The sequence below is a fragment of the Pseudarthrobacter sp. NIBRBAC000502772 genome, assembly GCF_006517235.1.
Lineage (GTDB): Bacteria > Actinomycetota > Actinomycetes > Actinomycetales > Micrococcaceae > Arthrobacter.
The window spans coordinates 626,034-646,456 of record NZ_CP041188.1; the positions used below are offsets into that span (position 1 = coordinate 626,034).

The 20,423-nt window shown below is 65.2% G+C and carries 16 protein-coding genes and 1 pseudogene; 5 read left to right on the plus strand and 12 right to left on the minus strand.

Features of this window, described 5'->3' with window-relative positions; translation table 11 throughout:
- Nucleotides 1–482 precede the first annotated feature (482 nt).
- Nucleotides 483–1,545, plus strand: a pseudogene (locus tag NIBR502772_RS02935) (amylo-alpha-1,6-glucosidase); the annotation flags it as partial.
- A 17-nt stretch (nucleotides 1,546–1,562) separates the two neighbouring features.
- On the opposite strand, the gene NIBR502772_RS02940 reads toward NIBR502772_RS02935, so the two are convergent.
- From NIBR502772_RS02940 to NIBR502772_RS02985, 10 genes are all read right to left on the minus strand, one after another.
- Complete coding sequence (locus tag NIBR502772_RS02940; RefSeq protein WP_210412379.1) at nucleotides 1,563–2,783, minus strand: glycosyltransferase 87 family protein; 1,221 nt, start codon at nucleotides 2,781–2,783, stop codon at nucleotides 1,563–1,565.
- Between the two features lie 61 nt (nucleotides 2,784–2,844).
- The gene (locus NIBR502772_RS02945; RefSeq protein WP_141139007.1) at nucleotides 2,845–4,197 is read right to left on the minus strand and encodes a glycosyltransferase family 87 protein; all 1,353 of its coding nucleotides are present in this window, start codon (nucleotides 4,195–4,197) and stop codon (nucleotides 2,845–2,847) included.
- A gap of 131 nt (nucleotides 4,198–4,328) precedes the next feature.
- Entirely contained in the window at nucleotides 4,329–5,438 is a 1,110-nt protein-coding gene (locus NIBR502772_RS02950; protein WP_104060267.1) for a GTP pyrophosphokinase family protein, read from the minus strand.
- A 53-nt stretch (nucleotides 5,439–5,491) separates the two neighbouring features.
- A complete protein-coding gene (locus NIBR502772_RS02955; protein WP_141139008.1) occupies nucleotides 5,492–6,529 on the minus strand; it encodes a LacI family DNA-binding transcriptional regulator in 1,038 nt (345 codons plus the stop codon).
- Between the two features lie 62 nt (nucleotides 6,530–6,591).
- Nucleotides 6,592–7,710, minus strand: coding sequence for a Gfo/Idh/MocA family protein (locus NIBR502772_RS02960; RefSeq protein WP_210412380.1), 1,119 nt, complete (start codon nucleotides 7,708–7,710; stop codon nucleotides 6,592–6,594).
- On the minus strand, nucleotides 7,695–8,393 hold the full coding sequence (locus NIBR502772_RS02965; RefSeq protein ID WP_141139010.1) for a ThuA domain-containing protein: 699 nt from the start codon (nucleotides 8,391–8,393) through the stop codon (nucleotides 7,695–7,697). The genes NIBR502772_RS02960 and NIBR502772_RS02965 overlap by 16 nt, the downstream gene beginning before the upstream one ends.
- Before the next feature lie 42 nt (nucleotides 8,394–8,435).
- Nucleotides 8,436–9,614: a Gfo/Idh/MocA family protein gene (locus tag NIBR502772_RS02970; protein ID WP_141139011.1), complete on the minus strand. Its 1,179-nt coding sequence runs from the start codon at nucleotides 9,612–9,614 to the stop codon at nucleotides 8,436–8,438.
- A 26-nt stretch (nucleotides 9,615–9,640) separates the two neighbouring features.
- Nucleotides 9,641–10,543, minus strand: a complete 903-nt coding sequence (locus NIBR502772_RS02975) for a carbohydrate ABC transporter permease (protein ID WP_141139012.1) — start codon at nucleotides 10,541–10,543, stop codon at nucleotides 9,641–9,643.
- A complete protein-coding gene (locus tag NIBR502772_RS02980) occupies nucleotides 10,543–11,445 on the minus strand; it encodes a carbohydrate ABC transporter permease (protein WP_210412381.1) in 903 nt (300 codons plus the stop codon). Before NIBR502772_RS02980 ends, NIBR502772_RS02975 begins: the two co-directional genes overlap by 1 nt.
- A gap of 2 nt (nucleotides 11,446–11,447) precedes the next feature.
- A complete protein-coding gene (locus tag NIBR502772_RS02985) occupies nucleotides 11,448–12,752 on the minus strand; it encodes an extracellular solute-binding protein (protein WP_141139014.1) in 1,305 nt (434 codons plus the stop codon).
- Between the two features lie 278 nt (nucleotides 12,753–13,030).
- Between NIBR502772_RS02985 and NIBR502772_RS02990 the strand changes: the two genes are divergently transcribed.
- From NIBR502772_RS02990 to NIBR502772_RS03005, 4 genes are all read left to right on the plus strand, one after another.
- Nucleotides 13,031–14,083, plus strand: coding sequence for a LacI family DNA-binding transcriptional regulator (locus NIBR502772_RS02990; RefSeq protein ID WP_141139015.1), 1,053 nt, complete (start codon nucleotides 13,031–13,033; stop codon nucleotides 14,081–14,083).
- 186 nt (nucleotides 14,084–14,269) lie between these two features.
- Nucleotides 14,270–15,325 carry a nucleoside hydrolase gene (locus NIBR502772_RS02995; protein ID WP_371706757.1) on the plus strand — a complete coding sequence of 352 codons (1,056 nt, stop codon included), beginning with the start codon at nucleotides 14,270–14,272 and terminating at the stop codon, nucleotides 15,323–15,325.
- Nucleotides 15,326–16,753 carry an MFS transporter gene (locus NIBR502772_RS03000; protein WP_141139016.1) on the plus strand — a complete coding sequence of 476 codons (1,428 nt, stop codon included), beginning with the start codon at nucleotides 15,326–15,328 and terminating at the stop codon, nucleotides 16,751–16,753. It begins immediately after the preceding gene.
- Entirely contained in the window at nucleotides 16,750–17,751 is a 1,002-nt protein-coding gene (locus NIBR502772_RS03005) for a ribokinase (protein WP_141139017.1), read from the plus strand. The genes NIBR502772_RS03000 and NIBR502772_RS03005 overlap by 4 nt, the downstream gene beginning before the upstream one ends.
- A gap of 87 nt (nucleotides 17,752–17,838) precedes the next feature.
- Here the strand turns inward: NIBR502772_RS03005 and NIBR502772_RS03010 are convergent, their stop codons facing one another.
- Nucleotides 17,839–18,798 (minus strand): polysaccharide deacetylase, encoded by a 960-nt coding sequence (locus NIBR502772_RS03010; protein WP_141139018.1) that lies wholly within the window; start codon nucleotides 18,796–18,798, stop codon nucleotides 17,839–17,841.
- A gap of 52 nt (nucleotides 18,799–18,850) precedes the next feature.
- Nucleotides 18,851–20,377, minus strand: a complete 1,527-nt coding sequence (locus NIBR502772_RS03015; protein ID WP_246848672.1) for a cytosine permease — start codon at nucleotides 20,375–20,377, stop codon at nucleotides 18,851–18,853.
- Between the last annotated feature and the right edge of the window lie 46 nt (nucleotides 20,378–20,423).

The window sequence follows — 20,423 nt, forward strand, 5'->3', positions numbered from 1 at the left end:
GAGCGCCAGGTCGCAGTTGGGACCGAGCTCCAACGAGCCCCGGACCACAGCAGAGCCCAGGGCGGCGTCGCGCGAGGCCTCGGACCTGTGCACGAATTGTGCGGGGACCGGCCGGAAAGAGGCATCGAGCCGTACAGCCATGAGTTCGGCGGTGTTGGGACCGGCCCCTTCCGCGGATATCTGGCGGTCGGTCTTTCCGCCCTCCAGACGACGCCCGCCATTGCCCTTTTCGTGAGCGGGCCTTGGCCCGCCGTGCCGCCGGGAGGGCAACCGAGCAAGTCAACAACTGTCAGATCGGGCCTGTGTCCGACCGCCATTGAGTCCGGAAGCGAGGACAGCGAGCGGCTCGATGCCACACCAAACAGGGCAACCTGCTGGAGCTGGGCTTCAAGGTAGCGGGCCGCGACATAGCCCAATCTGTTGGAGTTCCCGTACAGGGCGCGGGGCTTGTTGGTGGCCACCACGCACCGGCGCTGGCGCATGGATCTGTTAGCCGCTGGGGATTCGCCAGGGACACCATCGCAGCCCTGCTACAGCACGCGGACCGGGCGCTGGAATGGATCAAGAATTACGGTGACAAGGACGGTGATGGGTTCGTCGAATATGAGCGTCTCAACCCCCGGGGGCTCCTCAATCAGGGCTGGAAGGACTCCTGGGACGGAATCAACTTCGCCGACGGCCGCCTGGCCGAGCCGCCCATTGCGCTTTGCGAGGTGCAAGGCTACGTCTATGCCGCATACACAGCGCGCGCATGGATGGCCTACGACGCTGGTGATGTGGCTCTGGCGCATGATTACGCCGACCAGGCAGCGCAGTTGAAGCAAAGGTTCAATGAGCAGTTCTGGATGCCTGACCGCGGGGACTACGCCATCGCATTGGACGGCAAGAAGCGGCAGGTCGACGCCTGCGCCTCAAACATGGGCCACTGCCTGGTCTGCGGCCTCATCGACGAGGACAAAGCACCGCTTGTCGTGGAACGGCTGATGTCTCCGGAGATGTTCAGTGGCTGGGGCGTGCGGACCCTCGCGAGCGACATGGGCGCCTACAACCCAGCGAGCTACCACAACGGCTCGGTCTGGCCTGCTCATCGCAAGCGGCCTCCTGCGGTACGGCTTCATAGCCCAGGCACAGCGGATATCTACGGCCATTTTGGAGGCAGCCGAGTTCTACGACGGCCGCCTGCCGGAGCTGTTCTGCGGTTTCGGCAGAGACCAGATTGCCGAGCCTGTACCCTATCCGACGGCCTGCTCGCCCCAGGCCTGGGCGGCCACCACACCCATCCGGCTGGTGACGAATCTGATGCGGTACGACACCCATGTTTCCCTCGGCGGGCTATGGGTGGATCCAGTATTGCCCGAGTCTTACGGCGACCTGCATATCAGCAACGCCCCCGTGGCTGGGGGCCGGATCACTATCGACATCGTTAGCTCCATCCCCTCCGTTCTGGGGCTGCCAGAAGGACTGAATCTGCGTCCGGGGCAACGGCCTTACCTGACAGAACTGGTGGAGCAAGCCGGCTTACACCGAGAGCCCCGGCGGCGTTAGTGCGCCTGCTGACGTAGTCAGGCGGCCTGCGGGACCGCCTGCGACTTGCGGCCAAGCTCCGCGGTCCGTTTCACGGACCACCACAGCAGCACTACCAGCAGCACGTTGCGCGTGGTGAGAATGGCGGCCATGACCGGGTGGGCGTGGATGAGGGGCGTGTAGAAGAGCGGGTAGATCACGAAGGTGGTCACCGCGATGCCCATGAGGAGCGCAGCCGGGACCTTCCAGCGGTCCCAGTCGTGCGTGAGGCCGGCGATGATCACTGGGGCCAGCCAGATGATGAACTGCGGCGAACCCACCTTGTTGAACACGATGAACGCAGTGGTCATCATCAGCGCGCCCTCGAGGAAGAGCTCCTCCCGCTCGGCGCCGCGGTTCAGTGCCCGGACCAGCAGGACCGCGGCCACTACGGCGGCAAGGATCAGCAGCGGCTGCATCAGGAACGCGGCCACATCGGCGCCGGGGCCGTAGACCTCGGTGGAGTTGATGGCCGTGTTGTCCGCCATCTTGGACCCGGCGATGTTGAAGACACTGAGCCACACCCACGGCGTGGAGAACGTGGCTTCAAGCTGCATGCCACGCTCGCCCTGGTTGGTCAGGAAGTCCATGATGTGCGGCAGCCCGCCGGACAGGTACGTGCCCAGGCCCACGACGGCGGTGACCGCGATGCCGGAAGCCAGCACCTGGATCCGCTTGCGGCTGGCAATGACGATCGGGACCAGGACCGCTGCCGGCCACACCTTGAGCCAGGTAGCCACGCTCAGCAGGATCCCCGCCACGACGGGGCGTTCGGCCGCGTACAAGAGCGCAATCAGCACGATGGGGGCCGTGATGCCCTCCACCCGGGCGAAGCTGAGATAACCCATAAAGACGGTGAAAAACAGCCACCACCAGGCCGGGGCAATGCCCTTCACCTTCCGCGGTCCGCGGGTCAGGAAAGCAAGCCCGACGGCGTTGAGTGCTGTGATGATCAGGAACCAGCACAGGAGGTACAGGCTGGGTCCGGCAATGTTCGCGAGGAAGATGGGGATCTGCGCCAGCACCGGGTATACCCAGGGGCTGATCTTGCCGTCCAGGCTGTCCGGGTTATAGCCGTCCATGGCCCACTGGCGGTACTGCTCGGTGTCGCTGAACGTATCGCCGTTGAGGAAGAACGACGCCATCCAGCCCAGGAAATACAGGTGGATTACTGCGAAGCCCCACCAGACGCTGGACGGACGGGCGAACCAGTCCACCACTCGGGCGGGCAGGACGGTGCTGCGGACGCTGACCAGCCGGTCGAAGAACTTCGTGGAAATCTCAGGACTCCTTGAGCGCGGGGACGGACGCGGACGTCTTTTTGCCCAGCGAGTACAGGCGCCGGACCGACCACAGGAACAGGACCACCAGGAGGACGTTGCGGATAGTCAGCACGCCGGCCATGAGGGGGTTGTTGTGGCTGAGGGCATCGTAGAACAGCGGGTAGATGAAGAACGTGGCCACGGCGATGGCGATGAGCATGGCCGCGGGGACCCGCCACTCACGCCAGCTGTGCGCCAGGCCCACCGCCACGGCCGGGGCCAGCCACACCATGAACTGGGGCGAGCCCACCTTGTTGAACACCACAAAGGCGGTGGCCAGGGTGAGCGCGCCGGCCAGCAGCAGCTCAGTGCGGTCCACGCCGCCGTCGGCCGTTCCGTTGCCGTTGAGCTTGCCGTTGTGCAGCGCCCAGAACGTCAGGCCGGCCACGAGCAGCGCGGCAAGGATGAGGAGCGGCTGCATCAGCACGGACATCACGGCGGTGCCGGGGCCGTCCACCTGCATGGAGTTGATATCGGTGTTCATGTACATCCGGGAGTCGCCGATGTTCAGCACGGACAGCCACAGCCACGGGGTGGTGAACGTTGCCTCAAGCTGCATGCCCCGGTCACCCTGCTGGGTCAGGAAGTTCAGCAGCTTGGGCACGCTGCCAACCGCGGCGGCGAGTGCCACCACCACCGCTGACGTGGCCACGCCGGCCAGCACCACCAGCAGGCGGTTCTTGACGACGGCGAACAGGGCCAGCATGACCGCGGCGGGCCAGACCTTCACCCAGGTCGCGGCGGCGAGGATGACCGACGCGATGAACGGCCGGCCCACACCGTAGGCCAGGGCCACCAGGACGATCGGTGCGGTGAGGCCGTCCACGCGGGCGAAGCCGAGCCATCCCATGAGCAGCGTGAAGATCAGCCACCACCAGCCCGCGGGGATGGCGTCCTGGTTGCGGCCACGGTCCGTGAGCTTGGCCAGGGCCCAGCCGTTGAGGAGGGTGGTCATCAGCACCCAGAGGAAGAAGAACGGTCCGGGTCCGGCCAGCCCTGCCAGTGCCATGGGGATCAGCGCGAGGATGGGGTAGACCCATGGGCTGGGGCCGCCGCTGAGGTGTGTTTCGTCAAAACCCGCCCGGGCCCACTCGCGGTAGATGAAGGTGTCGCTGAAGGCCTCACCGCGCAAGGACAGCAGCGCCGCGAAAATCAGGAAACCCAGGTGCACCAGGATGAAGCCGGTGAGGAGCCCCCGCGGCGTGTTCAGCCAGGACCGTACGGCCGCTGGAAGGATGACGTTGCGGATCCGGGTGAGCGTGGCGAAGAATGCGTCCGTGGAAATGGCGGAATCCTTGTCAGAGAGGGGCATAAACAGGTGCCGGATCTTGCCGCGGGGCTGGAACCGGGAGCATCGGAGGTCCGTCTACAACAGCCTCCACCATGAGTCAAGGGTAGTTGAATGTCAGTGGTGGCCAATAATCCTGCGGCTCGGTGAGCGGTCTACTCGGACTTGGCCAGGCGGTAGCGCTCGATCTGTTTCAGCCGCCGCAGGAGGCTGTCGCGCCGCGGGTGCGGGACGGCGTCGGGCGCCTCTGCGGTGAGGTCGATGTGTTTGGTGCCGTATTGCCAGAGCAGGAGGTCATCGAGCAGGCGGTCCGGTCCGGGGGAGTAGCGGTGGTCCAGCGCCTTGCGGACCTCGGTGATCCGCTGGGCGCTGAGCAGGCCGGCCAGCTGGACGGTCTGGTTGAGGCCGTGGGCGGCCATGAGCTCGGCAGCCCAGCCCCAGTCGTCATCGACTTTGCGGTCCACGTGCGGCAACAGCGTGCGCCAGACGTCACGGATCCGGTTGGGTGTGAGCTGCGCGGCCCCCTCACCCTCGACGTCCCAGTAGCTGCGGACTTCCTCGTAACGTTCGTGCAGGTCCGCGAAGGCGCTTTCCACGGTTTCCAGCATGGCGGCGGTGGCGGTGAACTGGCGGTCGAAATGCGGCGTCCAGGCGCGGGGGTCCTCGGCCTTGAAGCGGATGTCGTGCTCGATCTCGCTCCAGGCGTGGGCGAAGACGGTGCGGATCTGGCATTCGAAGAAGTAGCTGCCGTTGGCCGGAATGTCCGGGTTGAAGGCCTGCTGGTAATCCTTGACGGCCTCGTTCTGGATTGTGCGAAGGATGAGGTGGCGGCTGGAATAGCCGTACGTGCCTGACTCGATGGAGCCGATGTCCTTCTCGCGGTCACCGCGGCAGTCGAATATCTGGCGCTGGCGCTTGATGATGTTGGCCACCAGCGCGTTCTCGGCCGGCAGCTTGGTGATGACGCGCACGCCCACCATGTCGTTGAGGGTGCGGAACGGGTCCGGGAACTTCAGCACCGGGGGCCCGCCGGGTTCCAGCGGTTCCTCAATCCGGGAAATTTTTTCCCGGAACGATTCCACCGACTTGGTGCGCCCCGTGACAAACAGCGGCGTGACCTCGGTGTCCTTCAGCATGTCGCGGAGGATGTGGAGAACGTCCTTGGTGACCAGCTTCAGGGCAGGGCGGACGCGCTCGTAGATCTCCACGTTCTCCTGCACGGATTCACGGAGGCTGATGTCCAGGCTGTCCCAGTTACTCGGCATGCACCCAGCTTACGGCGGGGGTGTGACACCGGCTCGTCATGCCCGGCGCAGTGTTACGCCGACGTGGAGTTGCGGACCACCAGCGAGCTCTCCAGCGTCAGCTGCGGCTGCTCCAGCTGGCGGCCTTCCATGAGCAGGCGCAGCTGTCCGCCTGCCTTCAGCCCCAGCGAGGTTGCCGGCAGGTGCACGCTGGTCAGGCTGGGATTGCTCGTGGCGGAGTACGGCAGATCGTCGAAGCCGGCGATGGCCAGCTGGCCCGGGATCTGCACGCCTGCCACCCGTGCTTCCTGCAGCACCCCGTAGGCGTGGGTGTCCGTGCAACAGACGACGGCGGTGACCCCGGCCTGCTGCCATGCCGGCCAGGCGGAGGCGAATGCGGCGGCGGACGCGCCGACGTCGATGGTAGTACTGATAATGCCGTCGGCGGGCACCGAGATTCCGTGTGCGCTGGCCGCGGCCAGGAAGGCGCGGCGCCTGACCTCAAACGTGGCCGTGCCGGTGACGCTGTCCACGTAGGCCACCCGGCGGTGGCCCGCCCCGGCCAGATGCGCGGCCAGCTGGCGCGCGCCGTGCGCAACGTCCAGGTTCACGGACGGGGCGTAGGCCTCAAGCCCCGGCGCGTCCAGCAGGACAACGGGGCCGGCGGCAGAGAGTTCTTCCAGGAATTCGGCGTTGGGAGCGTCAACCAGAAGCCCGGCCGGCCGGAGCGCCATCAGCTTGCGGACGTCGTCCGCCTGCGGGAACTCCCCGGCGTCGGTGACGGACAGCAGCAGCTGGTAATCAGCCCCGAGGGATTCCCGGACGCCGGCGATCACCTTCGCGAAAAACGGGTTGGAGATGTCCGGGGCCACGAGTAAGACGATGGAGCTGACGCCTTTGGCCAGCGAACTGCCCACGCTGTCCACGACGTAGCCGAGCTCGGAAATGGCCTCCCGCACCCTGGCGATGTTGTCCTCAGAGACGCGGCCGGCAGTCTTGCCGTTGGCCACCAGGGAAACCGTCGCTGTCGAGACGCCGGCGCGGGCCGCAACCATGGCCGCCGTGATCCGCGGCGAGCGGACGGATTGCTGCACCTGCTCCGCGGATTCCATACCTCGATCGTAGTAGCCAGACAGCAGCATGCAGGCCTTCCGCCCGCATGCCCGCCGCGATCCTACGCACTGACCTCCTGAACGCGGGCGGCATCCGGTGACGCTGTGAGGGGCACAGGTTCCGGACGCGGCACCGTGCTTTGGATCGGGACCAGGGCTCCGCTCCGGGCCGATTCGAGCACCGATTCCATAACTTCAAGGGCGTGATAGGCCAGCCGGCCGCCGGCGCGCGGTTCTGCACCCTCCGGCGTCGCCGCCAGATCGGCGATGCCGAACCCCCGGCCGGAGTCCAGGTACCCGGCCGAGACCGGAAGGGTCTTCCAGGAGTCGGCGCCGAGGGTGAACAGTTCCACGTCACCGTCGAAGTGGTTCGGATCCGGGACCACCAGGGAGCCGCGCTCGCCGTGGATCTCAATGTTCGACGACCGTGTCTTGACGGCGTCGAAGCTCATGACCAGGGTGGACAGCGCCCCGTTGGCGTGGACCAGGATACCGGTCACATGCGAGTCGAAGTTGACCGGGATCACCTCGCCTTCCCGCGGACCCGACCCGATGGTCCGCTGGGTCCGCGTGTGGCTGGCCGCCCCGGTCACGGAGACCACCGGCCCCAGCAGGCTAACCAGCGCACTGACGTAATACGGCCCCATGTCCAGCAGCGGGCCCCCGCCGGGCTGGTAGTAAAAATCCGGGTTAGGGTGCCAGCGTTCGTGGCCGGGTGTGACCATCGTGGCGGTGGCCGAGATGGGGGATCCGATCAGGCCGTCGTCGATCGCTTTGCGGGCCGTCTGGATGCCGGTTCCGAGAACGGTATCCGGGGCGCAGCCGACGGCGACACCGGCGGCGCGCGCCGCTTCCAGCACCCGGCGGGCCTCGCCGGTCGTGGCAGCCAAGGGCTTTTCCCCGTAGACGCTCTTGCCCGCGGCGATTGCCTTGAGGGCCACTTCGGCGTGGGCGGCGGGGATGGTCAGGTTCAGGACCAGGTCCACGTCATCGGCGGCGATCAGTTCGTCGACCGTGAGCGCCCGGACGCCGTCGTAGCCAGCGGCTACAGCCTGCGCGCGGGACGGATCCAGATCCGCCACCGCGACAAGTTCGATGGCATCGAGCCGCCGGAAGTTGGCGAGGTACTGGGCGATGATGGCCCCGCACCCAATGATTCCTACTTTCAACGGCTTGCCCACAGCAGGCCCCTTTCGATGATGGTGCGGACGTTGCTGTCCTGGAGAATTTCCACCCGGTGCCCGGGGGTGGCGACGAAGATTCTGCCCTGGCCCCATTGCCGGGTCCAGATGGCCGGCGAAGTCACTTCACGGTTCCAGGGATCCCACGCGCGGACCTTCTGGGTGGTGGTGGCGAGGACGTCGATGTAGTCGTCGGCCAGAACCCAGTACTGTTCGGTGACCAGTTCGAAGTCGCCGATGCCGCGGGTAATGGGATGGGTTTCCGCGGCGGGAAGCATGTTGATGGTGTACGGGACGTAGTTGTCGGACTGTTCGCCGCTGCGCTCGTCGGGGTGTTTGCCGGGATGGCAGGCAAACTGTCCGCCGATCAGGTGGAGGTAGTCCGAGGTGTTCCGGTAGGAGTCGGCGATCCCGCCGTGCCAGCCGGCCAGGCCGGTGCCATTCTCGACGGCGGCCCGCAGGCCCTCGAATTCATCCTTCTCGATGGTGGACATCGTCATGCACTGCATGATGAGGTCAACGCCGGCCATGTAGCCGGCATCGGCGTACATTTTGGGGGACTCTTCGACCCGGACGTCAAAGCCGTTGTCCTTCAGGTACGGAATGAAAAGCTCTGTGGCCTCTAAGGGCTGGTGTCCATCCCATCCGCCACGGACCACGAGTGCGGTCTTTTTGTCTGTCATGGGTTTTCCTTTGCTGGGGTTCCGTGTTCTGTACTCAACGTCCTAGACCTTCTGCCATTGGCTGGAGTTTGCTGCGCTGTCCTCGACGGCGGCCAGCACCTGCTGGACCTGTAAGGCATCGGCGAAGGACGGTTCCGGCTGGCGGTTCTCCGCGATGGCGGTGACGAAGTCCACCACCTGGTGGGTGAAACCGTGTTCGTAGCCCAAGCCGTGGCCGGTGGGCCACCAGTTGCCGACGTACGGATGCTCGGGCTCGGTGACGAAAATCCGCCGGAAGCCGGCATCGGGGGATTCGGCCGCGTCGTAGAAGGACAACACGTTCATTTCCTCGAAATCAAAGGCCAGGGACCCCTTGGTGCCGTTCAGTTCCAGCCGCATTGCGTTCTTGCGGCCCAACGCGTAGCGGGTTGCCTCGAAGACGCCGATGGGACCGCCGTCGAACCGGGCACTGAAGATCGCGGCGTCATCGACCGTGACGGAACCGCGCGGCGCATCATTGCCCGGCTCACCGTGTCCGCCCAGGCCGACAAGATCGCCGGCCAACGGACGCTCAGCAACGAATGTTTCCAACAGGGCCGAAACGCCGGTTATCTTCTGCCCGGTGATCCATTGCGCAGCGTCGATGCTGTGCGCACCGATATCGCCGAGGGAACCGGAACCGGACCTGCTCTTGTCCAAGCGCCACGTCATGGGGGCGTTCTCGTCTGAGAGCCAGTCCTGCAGGTACTGCGCCCGCACGTGCCGGATGGTTCCTAGCCTGCCCTGCTCCACGAGCCGCTTGGCCAGCGCCAGCGCGGGCGTCCGCCGGTAGCTGAAGCCGCACAGCGAGAACACCCCGCGTTTGGCGGCCGCCTCCGCCGCAACGGTCATCCGCTCCGCTTCCTCCACGGAGTTGGCGAGCGGCTTTTCGCACAGCACGTGCTTGCCCGCCTCGAGGGCGGCGATCGCGATTTCGGCATGCGTGTCGCCAGGCGTACAGATGTCAATCAGGTCAATGTCATCGCGTTCGATCAGGCGCCGCCAGTCCGTCTCCGCGGAGTTCCAGCCCAGCTTGTCGGCCGCGGCGCGGACGCCGTCCCCGTTCCGGCCGGCTACAGCCGTGAGCTGGGGTTCCAGCGGCAGGTCAAAGAACCGGGGGGCTGTCCGCCATGCGTGGGAGTGGGCGGTGCCCATAAAGGCGTGGCCCACCATGCCGACGCGCAATGGCTTTGCGGAAGTCATTCATTTCCTTTCGTAGGTATTTCGGTTTACTTGCTGAATCCGGCGGTCAGGCCGCTGAGCAGCTGGCGCCGGGCGATGACGTAGATGACCAGCAGCGGCAGCGTGGCGAGCACCACGGATGCCAGCACGGCGGGGATATTGACGCTGAACTCCCCTTGGAACGTCCATAGCGACAAGGGGAGCACCCGGGTGGAAGGGCTCTGCGTCAGGATGAGCGGGAAGAGGAAGCCGTTCCACACGTGGAGGGCGTTGTAGATGCCCACGGTGATGACGGCGGGCTTGGTCATGGGCAGGGCGAGCCGCCACATCATCGCCCAGTCTGAGCAGCCGTCCAGGCGCATGGATTCGAAGAGTTCATTGGGCACATCCCGCATGAAGTTGGACAGGATGAGGACGGAGATGGGGATCGCGAAGGCGATGGACGGGAGCACCAGTGCGAGCAGCGTGTCGTAGAGGTGGGCCCTGGTGATCATCCAGTAGATCGGGATAATCGTGGCATGCAGCGGAATGGCCAGGCCAAGGAGGAAGAGGTTGTTGGTCCAATTCAGGAACCTCCCCTTGCCGCGGACAATCGCGTAGGCGGCCATAAACGCCACGAACAGTCCCGGCACCACACTGCCCACCGTCACAATGAGGCTGTTCATGAAGTACTTGGCGAAGTCGTTCTCAAGCACCAGTTTGTAGTTATCCAGCGTCGGCTCGGTGGGCGGCATCATCGGGTTCGAGGTGAAGAATCCGGCCTGGTTCTTCAGGCTGGTCACCACCACGTAATACACGGGGATGATGATGAAGGCCAGCCAGGCCCAGCCGCCCAGGCCACCCAGGAAGTTGGGCCGCTGCCGGGCAGTGCGGGCGGTGCGCCGCCCTGCGCTGCCCGGACGGCGTACGACGGCGGCAGGAGACGTGGGTAGCTGAATCTCGGTGGCCATCAGGCACCTTCCAATTGGCTGTCGTTGCGGTTTTTCCCACCAAGGCGCTGCAGCAGCAGGGCAAGGACCAGGCCGATGACCACCAGGATGACGCCGAGTGCGCTCGCGGCACCCATGTCATTGGCCTTGAATCCGGTCAGGTACATGTGAAGGGGAAGCAGGCGCGTGGCATAGCCGGGTCCGCCGGCGGTCAGGACGAAGATGAGGTCGAAGTAGGCCAGTGAGCCCACCACCATCAGCGTGGAGGAGGTGATGATGGTGTACTTCAGCTGCGGCAAGGTGATGCTGAAGAACTGCTGGATGCGCCCTGCGCCGTCGATCTGGGCGGCCTCATACAACGACGTGGGGATCTGCCGGACACCGCCTTGGTAGATCAGGGTGTGGAACGGCACGAACTGCCACGCGATCACAAAAACGACGACGAACAGCACCAGGTCCGAATTGCCCAGCCAGTCCTGCGTGAGGAACGGCAGGCCCAGGCCGGGGCCCAGCCCGAAGTTGGGATCCAGGAGTGCCTTGAAGGCGATGGCCACGGCGGCGGAGGAGAGCAGGAGGGGCACGAAATACAGGACGGCAAGAGCTGCCCGGTACTTCTGGCCTGCGGCGGTGAAGACACCCAGCAGCAGGCTGATCGGTGCCTGGACGATGAAGGAGAAGAACATGATTTTAGCTGTAACCAGCAGTGCGTTGCCGGTGATCGGATCGGTCAGGACGGTGGTCCAGCTGGAGACTCCATCAAGCGTGATTTCGCCCAGCCCGTCCCATCTCGTGAAGCTGAGGAACAGCACGCCGAACAACGGGATGATCGCGAAGAGGAGGAAGAAGACGAGGGCTGGAGCGGCCAGCCACCCCGACGGACCCTTTTCCAGGGTCCGCCGGGAAGCTCCGGTGGTAACGGACACAGCTATTTTCCGATCGTTGCGTTCATCGTTGCGACAAACTGCTCCGGGGTGATCTTGTTCAGGAAGATCTGATCCAGGTTGGCGAGCATCGCGTCGCCCTGCGCGGGGCTCAGTGCCTGGTCCCAGGAGAGCTGGAAGTTGGGAGCGTCTTTGGCCAGGCCGTACGCGAAGTTCAGGAATTCCTTGTCCGGTGAGGCTTCCAGCTTGCTTTCGATGCCGGTGACCACCGGCACTGCGCCGGAGTCGATGAGGGTCTGGGTGTCCGCATCGGTAAACATCCCGTCCTTGATGTATTCAAGGGCGGCTGCCTTCTGGCTGTCCGTGGCCTTAGAGGAGACGGACCAGAAGTTGGACGGGTTGCCCACGATGTTGGCGGGATCGCCCTTGCCGCCTTCAACGGTGGGGAATGTGGTGAAGCCCAACTTGCCGCCCTTGGTGAAGTCCGGCGCGTCCTTCTTCATGCCCTGGTAGATCCAGCCGCCTTGGAGCACCATCGCAGCTTTGCCCGTGTAGAGCAGGGCCTGGTCCGCGTTGGAATCGGCCGCGATCGAGGAGAAGCCATTGATGAAGCCGCCCGCATTGACCAGGTCCTGGATCTTGGTCAGGGATTCAAGCACTGCAGGGTCTGACCAGGCATCGGGCTTGTTGGCCGCAATGTTGTTGAACACCTCGGGTCCGCCGATGCGGTCCACCAGGTATTCAAGCCACATCAGGTCCGGCCATTTGGACTGGCCGCCCAGCGAGAAGGGAGCCACCCCGGCCTCTTTGAACTTCGGCACGAGGGCCATCAGCTGGTCCCAAGTTTTGGGTGGCTGGGCGCCGATCCTGTCGAACAGATCCTTGTTGAAATAGAGCACAACCGGCTGGACGTTGTTGTTGGGCAGGGCGTAAATTTTGCCGTCCACCTGGCCGTTCTTGATGATGGACGGCAGGTAGCGATCCTTGACCTCCGGGTTTTCCGCAATGAAGTCCGTGAGGTCCTCGATCTGCCCGGAGTCAACGTAGGACTTGAGGACGCCGCCGCCCCAGCCGTAAATGAAAGTGGGACCTTCACCGGCGCCGATGGCGGTACGCACCTTGGTCTTGTAGGCATCGTTTGCGAAGAAGTCGAGTTTGATGGACTGGTCGGGATGCGCAGTGTTCCACGCGTCGATAGATTTTTGGGTATTGGCCTGGTTCCCGCCGGTCAGACCCCACATCGAGGGCGAATCGGCGCTGACATTTGCGGGGCCGCTGGAACCGCAGGCGGCCAGGGAGAGCGTCAGTGCGGCAGCCAGGGCTGTGGAACGCAGCTTTCGATTGAACATATGGTTTCCGTCCATCCTTCGGGGGTCGTCACTGAGCGCCCGGTGTGAGTTCAGAAGTCCAGCCTCAGGAAAGAGGCAGCACTGTGAGTGGAGTTGGTTTCACCTAAAGTCTTCGAAATATTTCGATAATGCTTTCGGTTGAGTGACACAAAGGTAACGGATATCACAATTGGACGTCAAGGCATTTTGTGCAACAAATTCCAGTAATGCATTGACGCAGCCTGAGACTTGCTGCAAAACTGGCGGAGCGAAATATTTCGAAAGTCAAGGAGAACTAAATGACCGCCGTCGAGCAACAGGGAAAGCTCACCCTGGCAGCGATTGCCCAGGAGGCCGGCGTTTCCGCGCCCACAGTCTCTAAGGTCATCAACGGCCGGGATGACGTGGCGGCGGAGACCCGGTCCAAGGTGATGGCCGTGCTGGCGCGGACCGGCTACAAGTCCCCGGTCCAGCAGCGGCGGAACCTTGCGGGCCGGCAGGCGGTGGAGGTGGTCTTCGATTCCCTGGACTCCGCCTACTCCATCGAAGTCCTCAATGGAATCCTGGATGCGGCCGGCGCCGCGGACATTGAAGTGCTGCTGAACGTCACCAGCAAACAGGGGCCTTCGCGGTTGACCCCGGAGCAGCGCGCCCGCCGGATTGTGGACGAGGGACGCTGCGGAATGATCGTGGTGACCTCCGCCTTCAGCGAGCCCCAGCTTGATGCCTTCAACCGCAGGGGAGTTCCCACAGTGGTCATTGATCCGCTCAACCCTCCGGCCGGAAATGTGGTCAGCATCGGCGCCACCAACTGGGCCGGCGGCAAGGACGCAACGTCCCACCTGCTGGATCTTGGCCACCGCAGGATCGCCTACCTGGGCGGTCCGGATGGCGCCGAATGCAACCAGGCCCGGCTCCACGGTTACCTGGCCGCCCTGCGGGCGAGGAACGTCCCGGTGGACGATCGCTACATCGTGCAGGGCAGCTTCAGGTCCGAGGCGGGGGTCCGGGGCATGAGGCAGCTGTTGCAGCTGGATGAGCGCCCCACTGCAGTTTTTGCGGCAAATGACACGGTTGCCCTGGGTGCGCTTGCCGAGGCGCGGCGGCAGAACGTACGGGTGCCGGAGGACCTGAGCCTGGTGGGGTTTGACGGCACGTACCAGGCGGAGGAATCCGTACCGGCGCTGACCTCCGTGGCCCAGCCGCTGCAGGAGATGGGCCGTGCCGCGCTGCGCTTCATCCTGCGCCAAATGCGCGGAGAGACCCTGGACTCCCGCAGGGTCGAGCTGGCCACGAACCTCGTCATCCGCGAATCCACGGCGCCGCCGCAGGCGCTCGGGCCCGTGGCCTGACTGCGTGGCCTGACTGCGTGGCCTGACTGCGTGGCCTGACTGCGTGGCCTGACTGCGTGGCCTGAACTGCTGGCGCTTCACGGCGTCAAGCGCTTGACGTGCGGCAACGTTAAGCGCTTGACGCACAGCCTTGGCGGGTGCCATGATCACTCTGAATACTTTCGGCCACTGCTTCGGCAGGCCCCAATGACGTGGAGATTTAACGTGGAATCCAAACCGATGAAACCCGGCCCCAAGAAAATCATTCTTGACTGCGACCCCGGGCATGACGACGCCGTGGCCATCCTGCTCGCACACGGCAACCCTGACATTGAACTGCTGGCCGTCACCACCGTGGTGGGCAACCAGACGCTCGAAAAGGTCACCCGCAACGCCCTGTCCGTGGGCACCATCGCCGGCATCACCGGCGTGCCTTTCGCCGCCGGCTGCGGCCGGCCCCTGGTCCGCACCATCGAAACCGCGCCGTCCATCCACGGCGAGACGGGCATGGACGGCCCCGCGCAGCCCGAGTCCACCATCGAGCTGGACCCGCGCCACGCCGTCGACCTCATCATCGACATCGTGATGGCCCACGAACCGGGCACGGTCACCCTCGTCCCCACCGGCGGCCTCACCAACATCGCGCTGGCAGCCCGCAAGGAGCCGCGCATCGTGGAACGCGTCAAGGAAGTTGTCCTGATGGGCGGCGGCTACCACGTGGGCAACTGGAGTGCCGTTGCCGAATTCAACATCATCATCGACCCCGAGGCCGCCCACATCGTGTTCAACGAAAAGTGGCCCGTGGTGATGGTGGGCCTGGACCTCACGCACCAGGCCCTCGCCACTCCGGACGTCGTCGAGAAGATCGCCGCCGTCGGCACCAAGCCGGCCCAGTTCGTGATGGAACTGATGGAGTTCTTCACCCAGACCTACAAGGACGCCCAGGGCTTTGACTTCCCGCCGGTCCACGATCCGTGCGCCGTGGCCTACGTGATCGATCCCAGCATCGTCACCACGCGCAAGGTTCCGGTGGACATCGAACTCCAGGGCACACTGACGCTCGGCATGACCGTGGCCGACTTCCGCGCCCCCGCACCGGACGACTGCACCACCTCCGTGGCCGTTGACCTGGACCACGCCCGTTTCTGGGACCTGGTCACGGACGCCCTGGTGCGGATTGGGGAACCTCTGACAGAAACAGTCGGCACTCCCGCCACCGCTCCCGAAATGGTCACCGCCGCTGCAGCCACGGGAGGCAAGTAGATGAGCGCCACCCTCACCGACACGAAGACCAGCCGGGGCAACGTCACCGCCCTGATGGTCGCCCTTCTGGCCGCGTGCGTCGCGTTCCAGCTCAACGCCTCCATGCTTAGCCCTGCCCTGGTCACCATGGGCAAGGAACTGAATACCGATCAGGCCGTCATCGGCCTCTCGCAGACCTGGTTCTTCACCGCGGCTGCTTTGTTCTCCCTCTTCCTGCCCCGCCTGAGCGACATCATCGGGCGGAAGAAGATCCTGATCGGCATGATGCTCCTGATGGCCGTCGGTTCGGTCATCGCGGCCATGGCCCCTGACGTGACCTGGCTCTTTGTTGGCCGTATCATCCAGGGCGTCAGCGGCCCCACCGTGCCGCTGTGCCTGATCATGCTGCGCTCCGCCGTCAGCAACCCCCGCAAGTACGGGACGCTTATGGGCCTCATCACCGCGGTCAACGGCGGCGTGGCCGGCGTCGATTCCTTTGTGGGCGGCTACTTCGCCGAGCACTTCGGGTTCCGCAGCATCTTCTGGCTCATGGTGGTCCTGGCCGTTGTCGCCACGGCCCTGATTGCCGTCCTCGCCGGCGAAAGCAAGCCCGCCGCCGGCACCTCCATGGATTGGCTCGGCGTGTTCTTCATCGTCGTCGCCGTGGGTGCGCTGCTCACGGCCCTGAACGAGGGCTCCAAGCTGGTGGGCGCCTTCGCACCCGGCACGCTCCTCCTGGCCATCGGGCTGGTGGTGGTTGCCGCCGTCGCGTTCTACTGCTTCTGGACCGTGGAAAAGCGCGCCAAACAGCCCATGGTGGAAACCGTCCACCTGCGCCAGCGCTCCACCTGGGCGCCGCTGCTGACCACCACGCTGACCATGACCGGCATCTTCGCCGTCATCAACGGAATCGTGCCGGCGTATGTGCAGGCCGCGGACCCGGGATTCGGCATCGGCCCGACGGAGATGTCGCTCATCATCCTCACCCCGTACGCCCTGCTCGGCTGGCTGGTGGGTCCCCTCAGCGGCAGGCTCGCGCCCATCCTCGGCTACACCAAGGTCCTGCGCATCGGTATGCTGGGCAGCATCGCCGCCCTGGCCATCATCGCGTTCTTCGGCCTCAGCAGCCTGCCCATGATGATCGCCGGAACCGTCTTGCTGGGCATCATGTACGCCGGTACGGTCAACATCATGCTGAACGGACTCGGAGTTGTCCTCTCGCCCGCCGGAAACCCGGGATTCCTTCCGGGCATGAACGCGGGCGCCTTCAACCTGGGCGCCGGCCTGAGCTTCCTGGTGCTGCCGGCAGTGCTGGTGGCCACCTCGGCCCTCGGCGACGCCCAAGCGTCCTACCTCTCCGTGGTGGTGACGGGCCTGGTCATCACTGTGGCCGCGTTCGCCGCGTCGCTCCTCATCCCCAAGCCCGTCGAGGCTGAGGTGACCGAATGAGTTCCGCAACGGCCGGCACCCAAGGCCGGATCGTCGTCGTCGGTTCCCTGAACGCGGACCTGACCATCTATTGCGAGCGGCTGCCGCTGCCCGGCGAGACGGTGCACGGCAACGGATTCGCAGTGAACCCGGGCGGCAAGAGCGCCAACCAGGCCGTCGCCGCCAGCCTGCTGGGCGGGAGCGTCAGCCTGGTGGGTGCCGTCGGTGCGGACGCGAACGGCGACATGCTCCTGTCCTCCGCTGCCGGCGCCGGGGTGGACATCTCCGGCGTGCGGACCTCAGCAACCGAGGCCACCGGCGTCGCCGTCATCGCCGTGGATTCCAACGGCGAGAACAACATCATCATCTCGGCCGGCGCCAACGGCACCCTCTCGCCGGTGGACGTCGCCGCCGCGGCGGAAACGTTCGACGGCGCCGCGGTGGTCTGCCTCTGCCTGGAGGTCAGCCTCGACACGGTTGAGGCCGCCGCCCGGGCAGGGCACGACGCCGGCGCCACAGTTCTGCTTAACCTCTCGCCTTACGCGGAGGTCCCGCAGCAGCTGGCTGACCTGACCGATATCCTGCTGGTCAACGCCCATGAGGCGTCGCTGTTCCTCGGCTCCGCCGGGAATCCCGTCTCCGCCGCCATTCCCGGCAGTGATGCGGATGCCAGCGACTGGGAAGCGGTCAGGCTGCGTTTTGCCGAGCGCGGGCTCGAGCGGGTCCTGGTCACGCTGGGGGCCTACGGCTCGGTGGTGCTGGATTCGCTGGCGCCTGCCGGGCAGCAGCTGGTCCGGGTGGCACCCATCAAGGTCAAGGCCGTGGACACCACCGGCGCGGGCGACGCCTTCACCGGTGCCGTGGCCGCCCGCCTGGCAGCCGGTGCGCCGCTGGCTGACGCCGCTGCCTTCGCCTCGATTGCCGCCGCGCTGGCCACCACCCGCAAGGGAACCCAGGCCGCCTATCCGCAGGTGGCGGACGTGGAGCGCCTGCTCGCTTCGGGTGCCGGCGCTCTGTAACGGACTGACGGAAACGCGGGAAACGCCGACGGCGACAGGTGACTGTCGCCGTCGGCGTTCCTTGTATTTGGGGTTGCGGAGCCCGGGCTACCGGCTGTGGCTGCCGGATGGATTCCGCTGGTGAACGGCGGCCGGCGTGAACCGGGCCCCCGTGTCCGGGAAGGAAGGGACCTCGATCCGGGCGTGGGTGTGGACCTCCTCGACGGTTCTGCGGGTGTGTTCGGCGATCTCCTCCATGGTGGTGACCCACATGCCGTCCATTGATTTCACCCGGGCAATCAGCTTTTCCAGGGCGACGGCCTTGGATGGCCGCCCAGAGATGAACGGGTGGTTGGTCAGGACAAAGCAGCTGCCCTGGGCATGGTGTGCCTCCGCCTCCAGGGTCCACATTTCCAGGACCTTGGCCGGGCTTTCGATGACGCCGCTGCCGGTGACTCCGGGGTAGAACGCGTACTGTTCCCAGTCGTCCAGGGTCCAGTCGACCGGGATCTCCACGATGTCCCGACTGTCGCCGGGGGCGACGCTGAAACGGTACGGTGCGTCGCCGTCGAGCAGGCTCGAATCGTAGAGGAAACCTCGGTCCGCCAGGAGCGCAGGGGAGTGCCAGTTCAGTTCCCACCACGGCGCGCGATAACCCACCGGTTCCACACCGACCTTCGCGAGGGCCTCGAGCCCGCGGTCGATGTAGCGGGCCTCGGTCTCGGCATCGATCCCCTGCATGGGTTCGTGCAGGTACCCGTGGTGGGCCACCTCGTGTCCGGCGTCCATGATGCGCCGGACCGTGTCCGGGTAGCAGTCTGCCGTGAAGCCGGGAACGAAGAAGGTGGCCCGGATGTCCTGTCGCTGGAGGATCTGAAGCAGCCGCGGGACCGCCACCTTGGGCCCGTACGACTGGTGGGTCATCAGGGACATCCGGTGCGTGCTCTTCGGATCGTGGGCGATGGTGCAGGACTCGGCGTCGACGTCGAATGTGAATGAGGCTGCTGCACGCTTGCCCTCAGGCCAGGTGATGGGGTGGGCGGAATCCGCGAATGCTTCAAAGGTCATGGTGTGGTTCCTAGAGGTTCAGTGTCCGTCAGTAATTCAGGTCCGGGGCGTTTCAGAGGCCGGCGGGAGCGTTGGTCCGGGCGGCGAATCCCAGGTCCGCGGACGCCAGGTGGGCGGCGGTGTCCGTTTGGTCGGCCTCGAGGTATTTGCGGTGGACTTTCGGCCCGAGGATGGCGTAGGTGCCGGCACTGGCAAGGCCACCGGCAAGCCAGGACAGGTCCCAGCCGCCCAGGGCCACGGCAATGGGACCCTGCATCGCCGGAACGAGTCCGTACATAAACAGCCAGGTGGCGAAGATGCCGACCAGGAGGGAGGCGACGCCCGCCCAGTTGACGCCGGGGAGACGTTTGGTGCCGACGGCGTCGAAGAGCCTCTCCGGGTTGCCCGGCCAGCGCTTCTCGATCCAGAAGTAGTGGACCAGCATGACTCCGCCCCACGCGGCAACCCACGCTACGAGCCCGATGAGCCAGGCGTCGAGGACTGTTGCGAAGTCTTCCTGGAAGATGAAGAACACGACCGCGGCGAGGGAGAAGAGTCCGACGAACAGGTTGAGTTTGCGGCGGCTGATGGTGATATCCAGCGACTGCGTGGCCACGGAGAAAGTGTAGATGTTGAGGATATTCGTGGCTATGGGGCCGTGCAGCACCATCAGCAGCACCGGCAGCGCGAGGACGCCGAAGTTCTGGACGATGAGCTTCCCGGGGTCGATCTCGCCGCTGTTGGTGGCCAGGCTTGCGCCGAGGATTCCCAGCCAGACAACGGGGATGAACTGGCCAAGCACGGATGCCAGGTAGACCTTTTTCTTGGGAACTTGGGTGCTCACGAAGCGGGAGTAGTCTGCGGCGTAGGTGAACCAGGTGATGCCCCAGCCGATGCCGATGGCGGTCATCACGGCGCTCATGGCCGCGATCCGTTCGGAGCCTTCCAGGATGTTGCCGGCGGGACCGGCGTACGTCCAGTTGATCTTCATGCCGAACCAGGCCACGGCGGACATGACGGCCAGGATGAGGATGGTGGGCGGCACCGTCCATTTTTCGAAGGCGGCGATGGCTTTGTAGCCGAACCAGGCGATGGCTACCTGCGCGGCCATGATGGCGGTGGCGACGCCGATCTTCCAGCCATAGTTGTGTGCCGTGGGATCCACCCATCCGAGCGTGCCGAAGAGTGCCATGACCAGGTCCAGGATGATCCACGTGTTGACCGCGCACCAGCCGATCACCAGGACCGCCTGGATGGCTGCGGGCAGGTAGTTGCCGCGGCGGCCGAAGGCTGCGCGGGCCAGGACCATGCCGGTGGCGCCGGTCTTTTGGCCGAGGAGCACAAAGCAGCCGAAGAGCAGCATGCCGATCAGGTTGCCCAGGACCAGGACGATGACGGTATCCGCGAAACCCAGCCCCAAGTGGATTCCGAGGGCACCCAGTACCCAGTTGATCGGCGCCAGGTTGGCGCCGGCCCAGATCCAGAACTGTCCGGAGACCTTGTGCGTCCGCTGGGATTCGGGGATCGGCTGGAGCCAGGCTTCGCAATCTTCAAGTGCAGGTTGCTGTCCTGCTCCTGCGGTTGAGGGTTTTTGTTGCATTGGGGCCTCTTCGTTGAGGGGATGGGGATTCCTCAAGATTATGTGT

Bases quoted from the DNA above. Each gene is read 5' to 3' on its own strand.
- NIBR502772_RS02955 (WP_141139008.1), bottom strand. From the start codon at position 6,529: ATGGAATCCGCGGAGCAGGTGCAGCAATCCGTCCGCTCGCCGCGGATC.
- NIBR502772_RS02995 (WP_371706757.1), top strand. From the start codon at position 14,270: ATGACGTGGAGATTTAACGTGGAATCCAAACCGATGAAACCCGGCCCC.
- NIBR502772_RS03005 (WP_141139017.1), top strand. From the start codon at position 16,750: ATGAGTTCCGCAACGGCCGGCACCCAAGGCCGGATCGTCGTCGTCGGT.
- NIBR502772_RS02965 (WP_141139010.1), bottom strand. From the start codon at position 8,393: ATGACAGACAAAAAGACCGCACTCGTGGTCCGTGGCGGATGGGATGGA.
- NIBR502772_RS02950 (WP_104060267.1), bottom strand. From the start codon at position 5,438: ATGCCGAGTAACTGGGACAGCCTGGACATCAGCCTCCGTGAATCCGTG.
- NIBR502772_RS03010 (WP_141139018.1), bottom strand. From the start codon at position 18,798: ATGACCTTTGAAGCATTCGCGGATTCCGCCCACCCCATCACCTGGCCT.
- NIBR502772_RS02975 (WP_141139012.1), bottom strand. From the start codon at position 10,543: ATGGCCACCGAGATTCAGCTACCCACGTCTCCTGCCGCCGTCGTACGC.
- NIBR502772_RS03000 (WP_141139016.1), top strand. From the start codon at position 15,326: ATGAGCGCCACCCTCACCGACACGAAGACCAGCCGGGGCAACGTCACC.
- NIBR502772_RS02990 (WP_141139015.1), top strand. From the start codon at position 13,031: ATGACCGCCGTCGAGCAACAGGGAAAGCTCACCCTGGCAGCGATTGCC.
- NIBR502772_RS02945 (WP_141139007.1), bottom strand. From the start codon at position 4,197: ATGCCCCTCTCTGACAAGGATTCCGCCATTTCCACGGACGCATTCTTC.
- NIBR502772_RS02970 (WP_141139011.1), bottom strand. From the start codon at position 9,614: ATGACTTCCGCAAAGCCATTGCGCGTCGGCATGGTGGGCCACGCCTTT.
- NIBR502772_RS03015 (WP_246848672.1), bottom strand. From the start codon at position 20,377: ATGCAACAAAAACCCTCAACCGCAGGAGCAGGACAGCAACCTGCACTT.
- NIBR502772_RS02985 (WP_141139014.1), bottom strand. From the start codon at position 12,752: ATGTTCAATCGAAAGCTGCGTTCCACAGCCCTGGCTGCCGCACTGACG.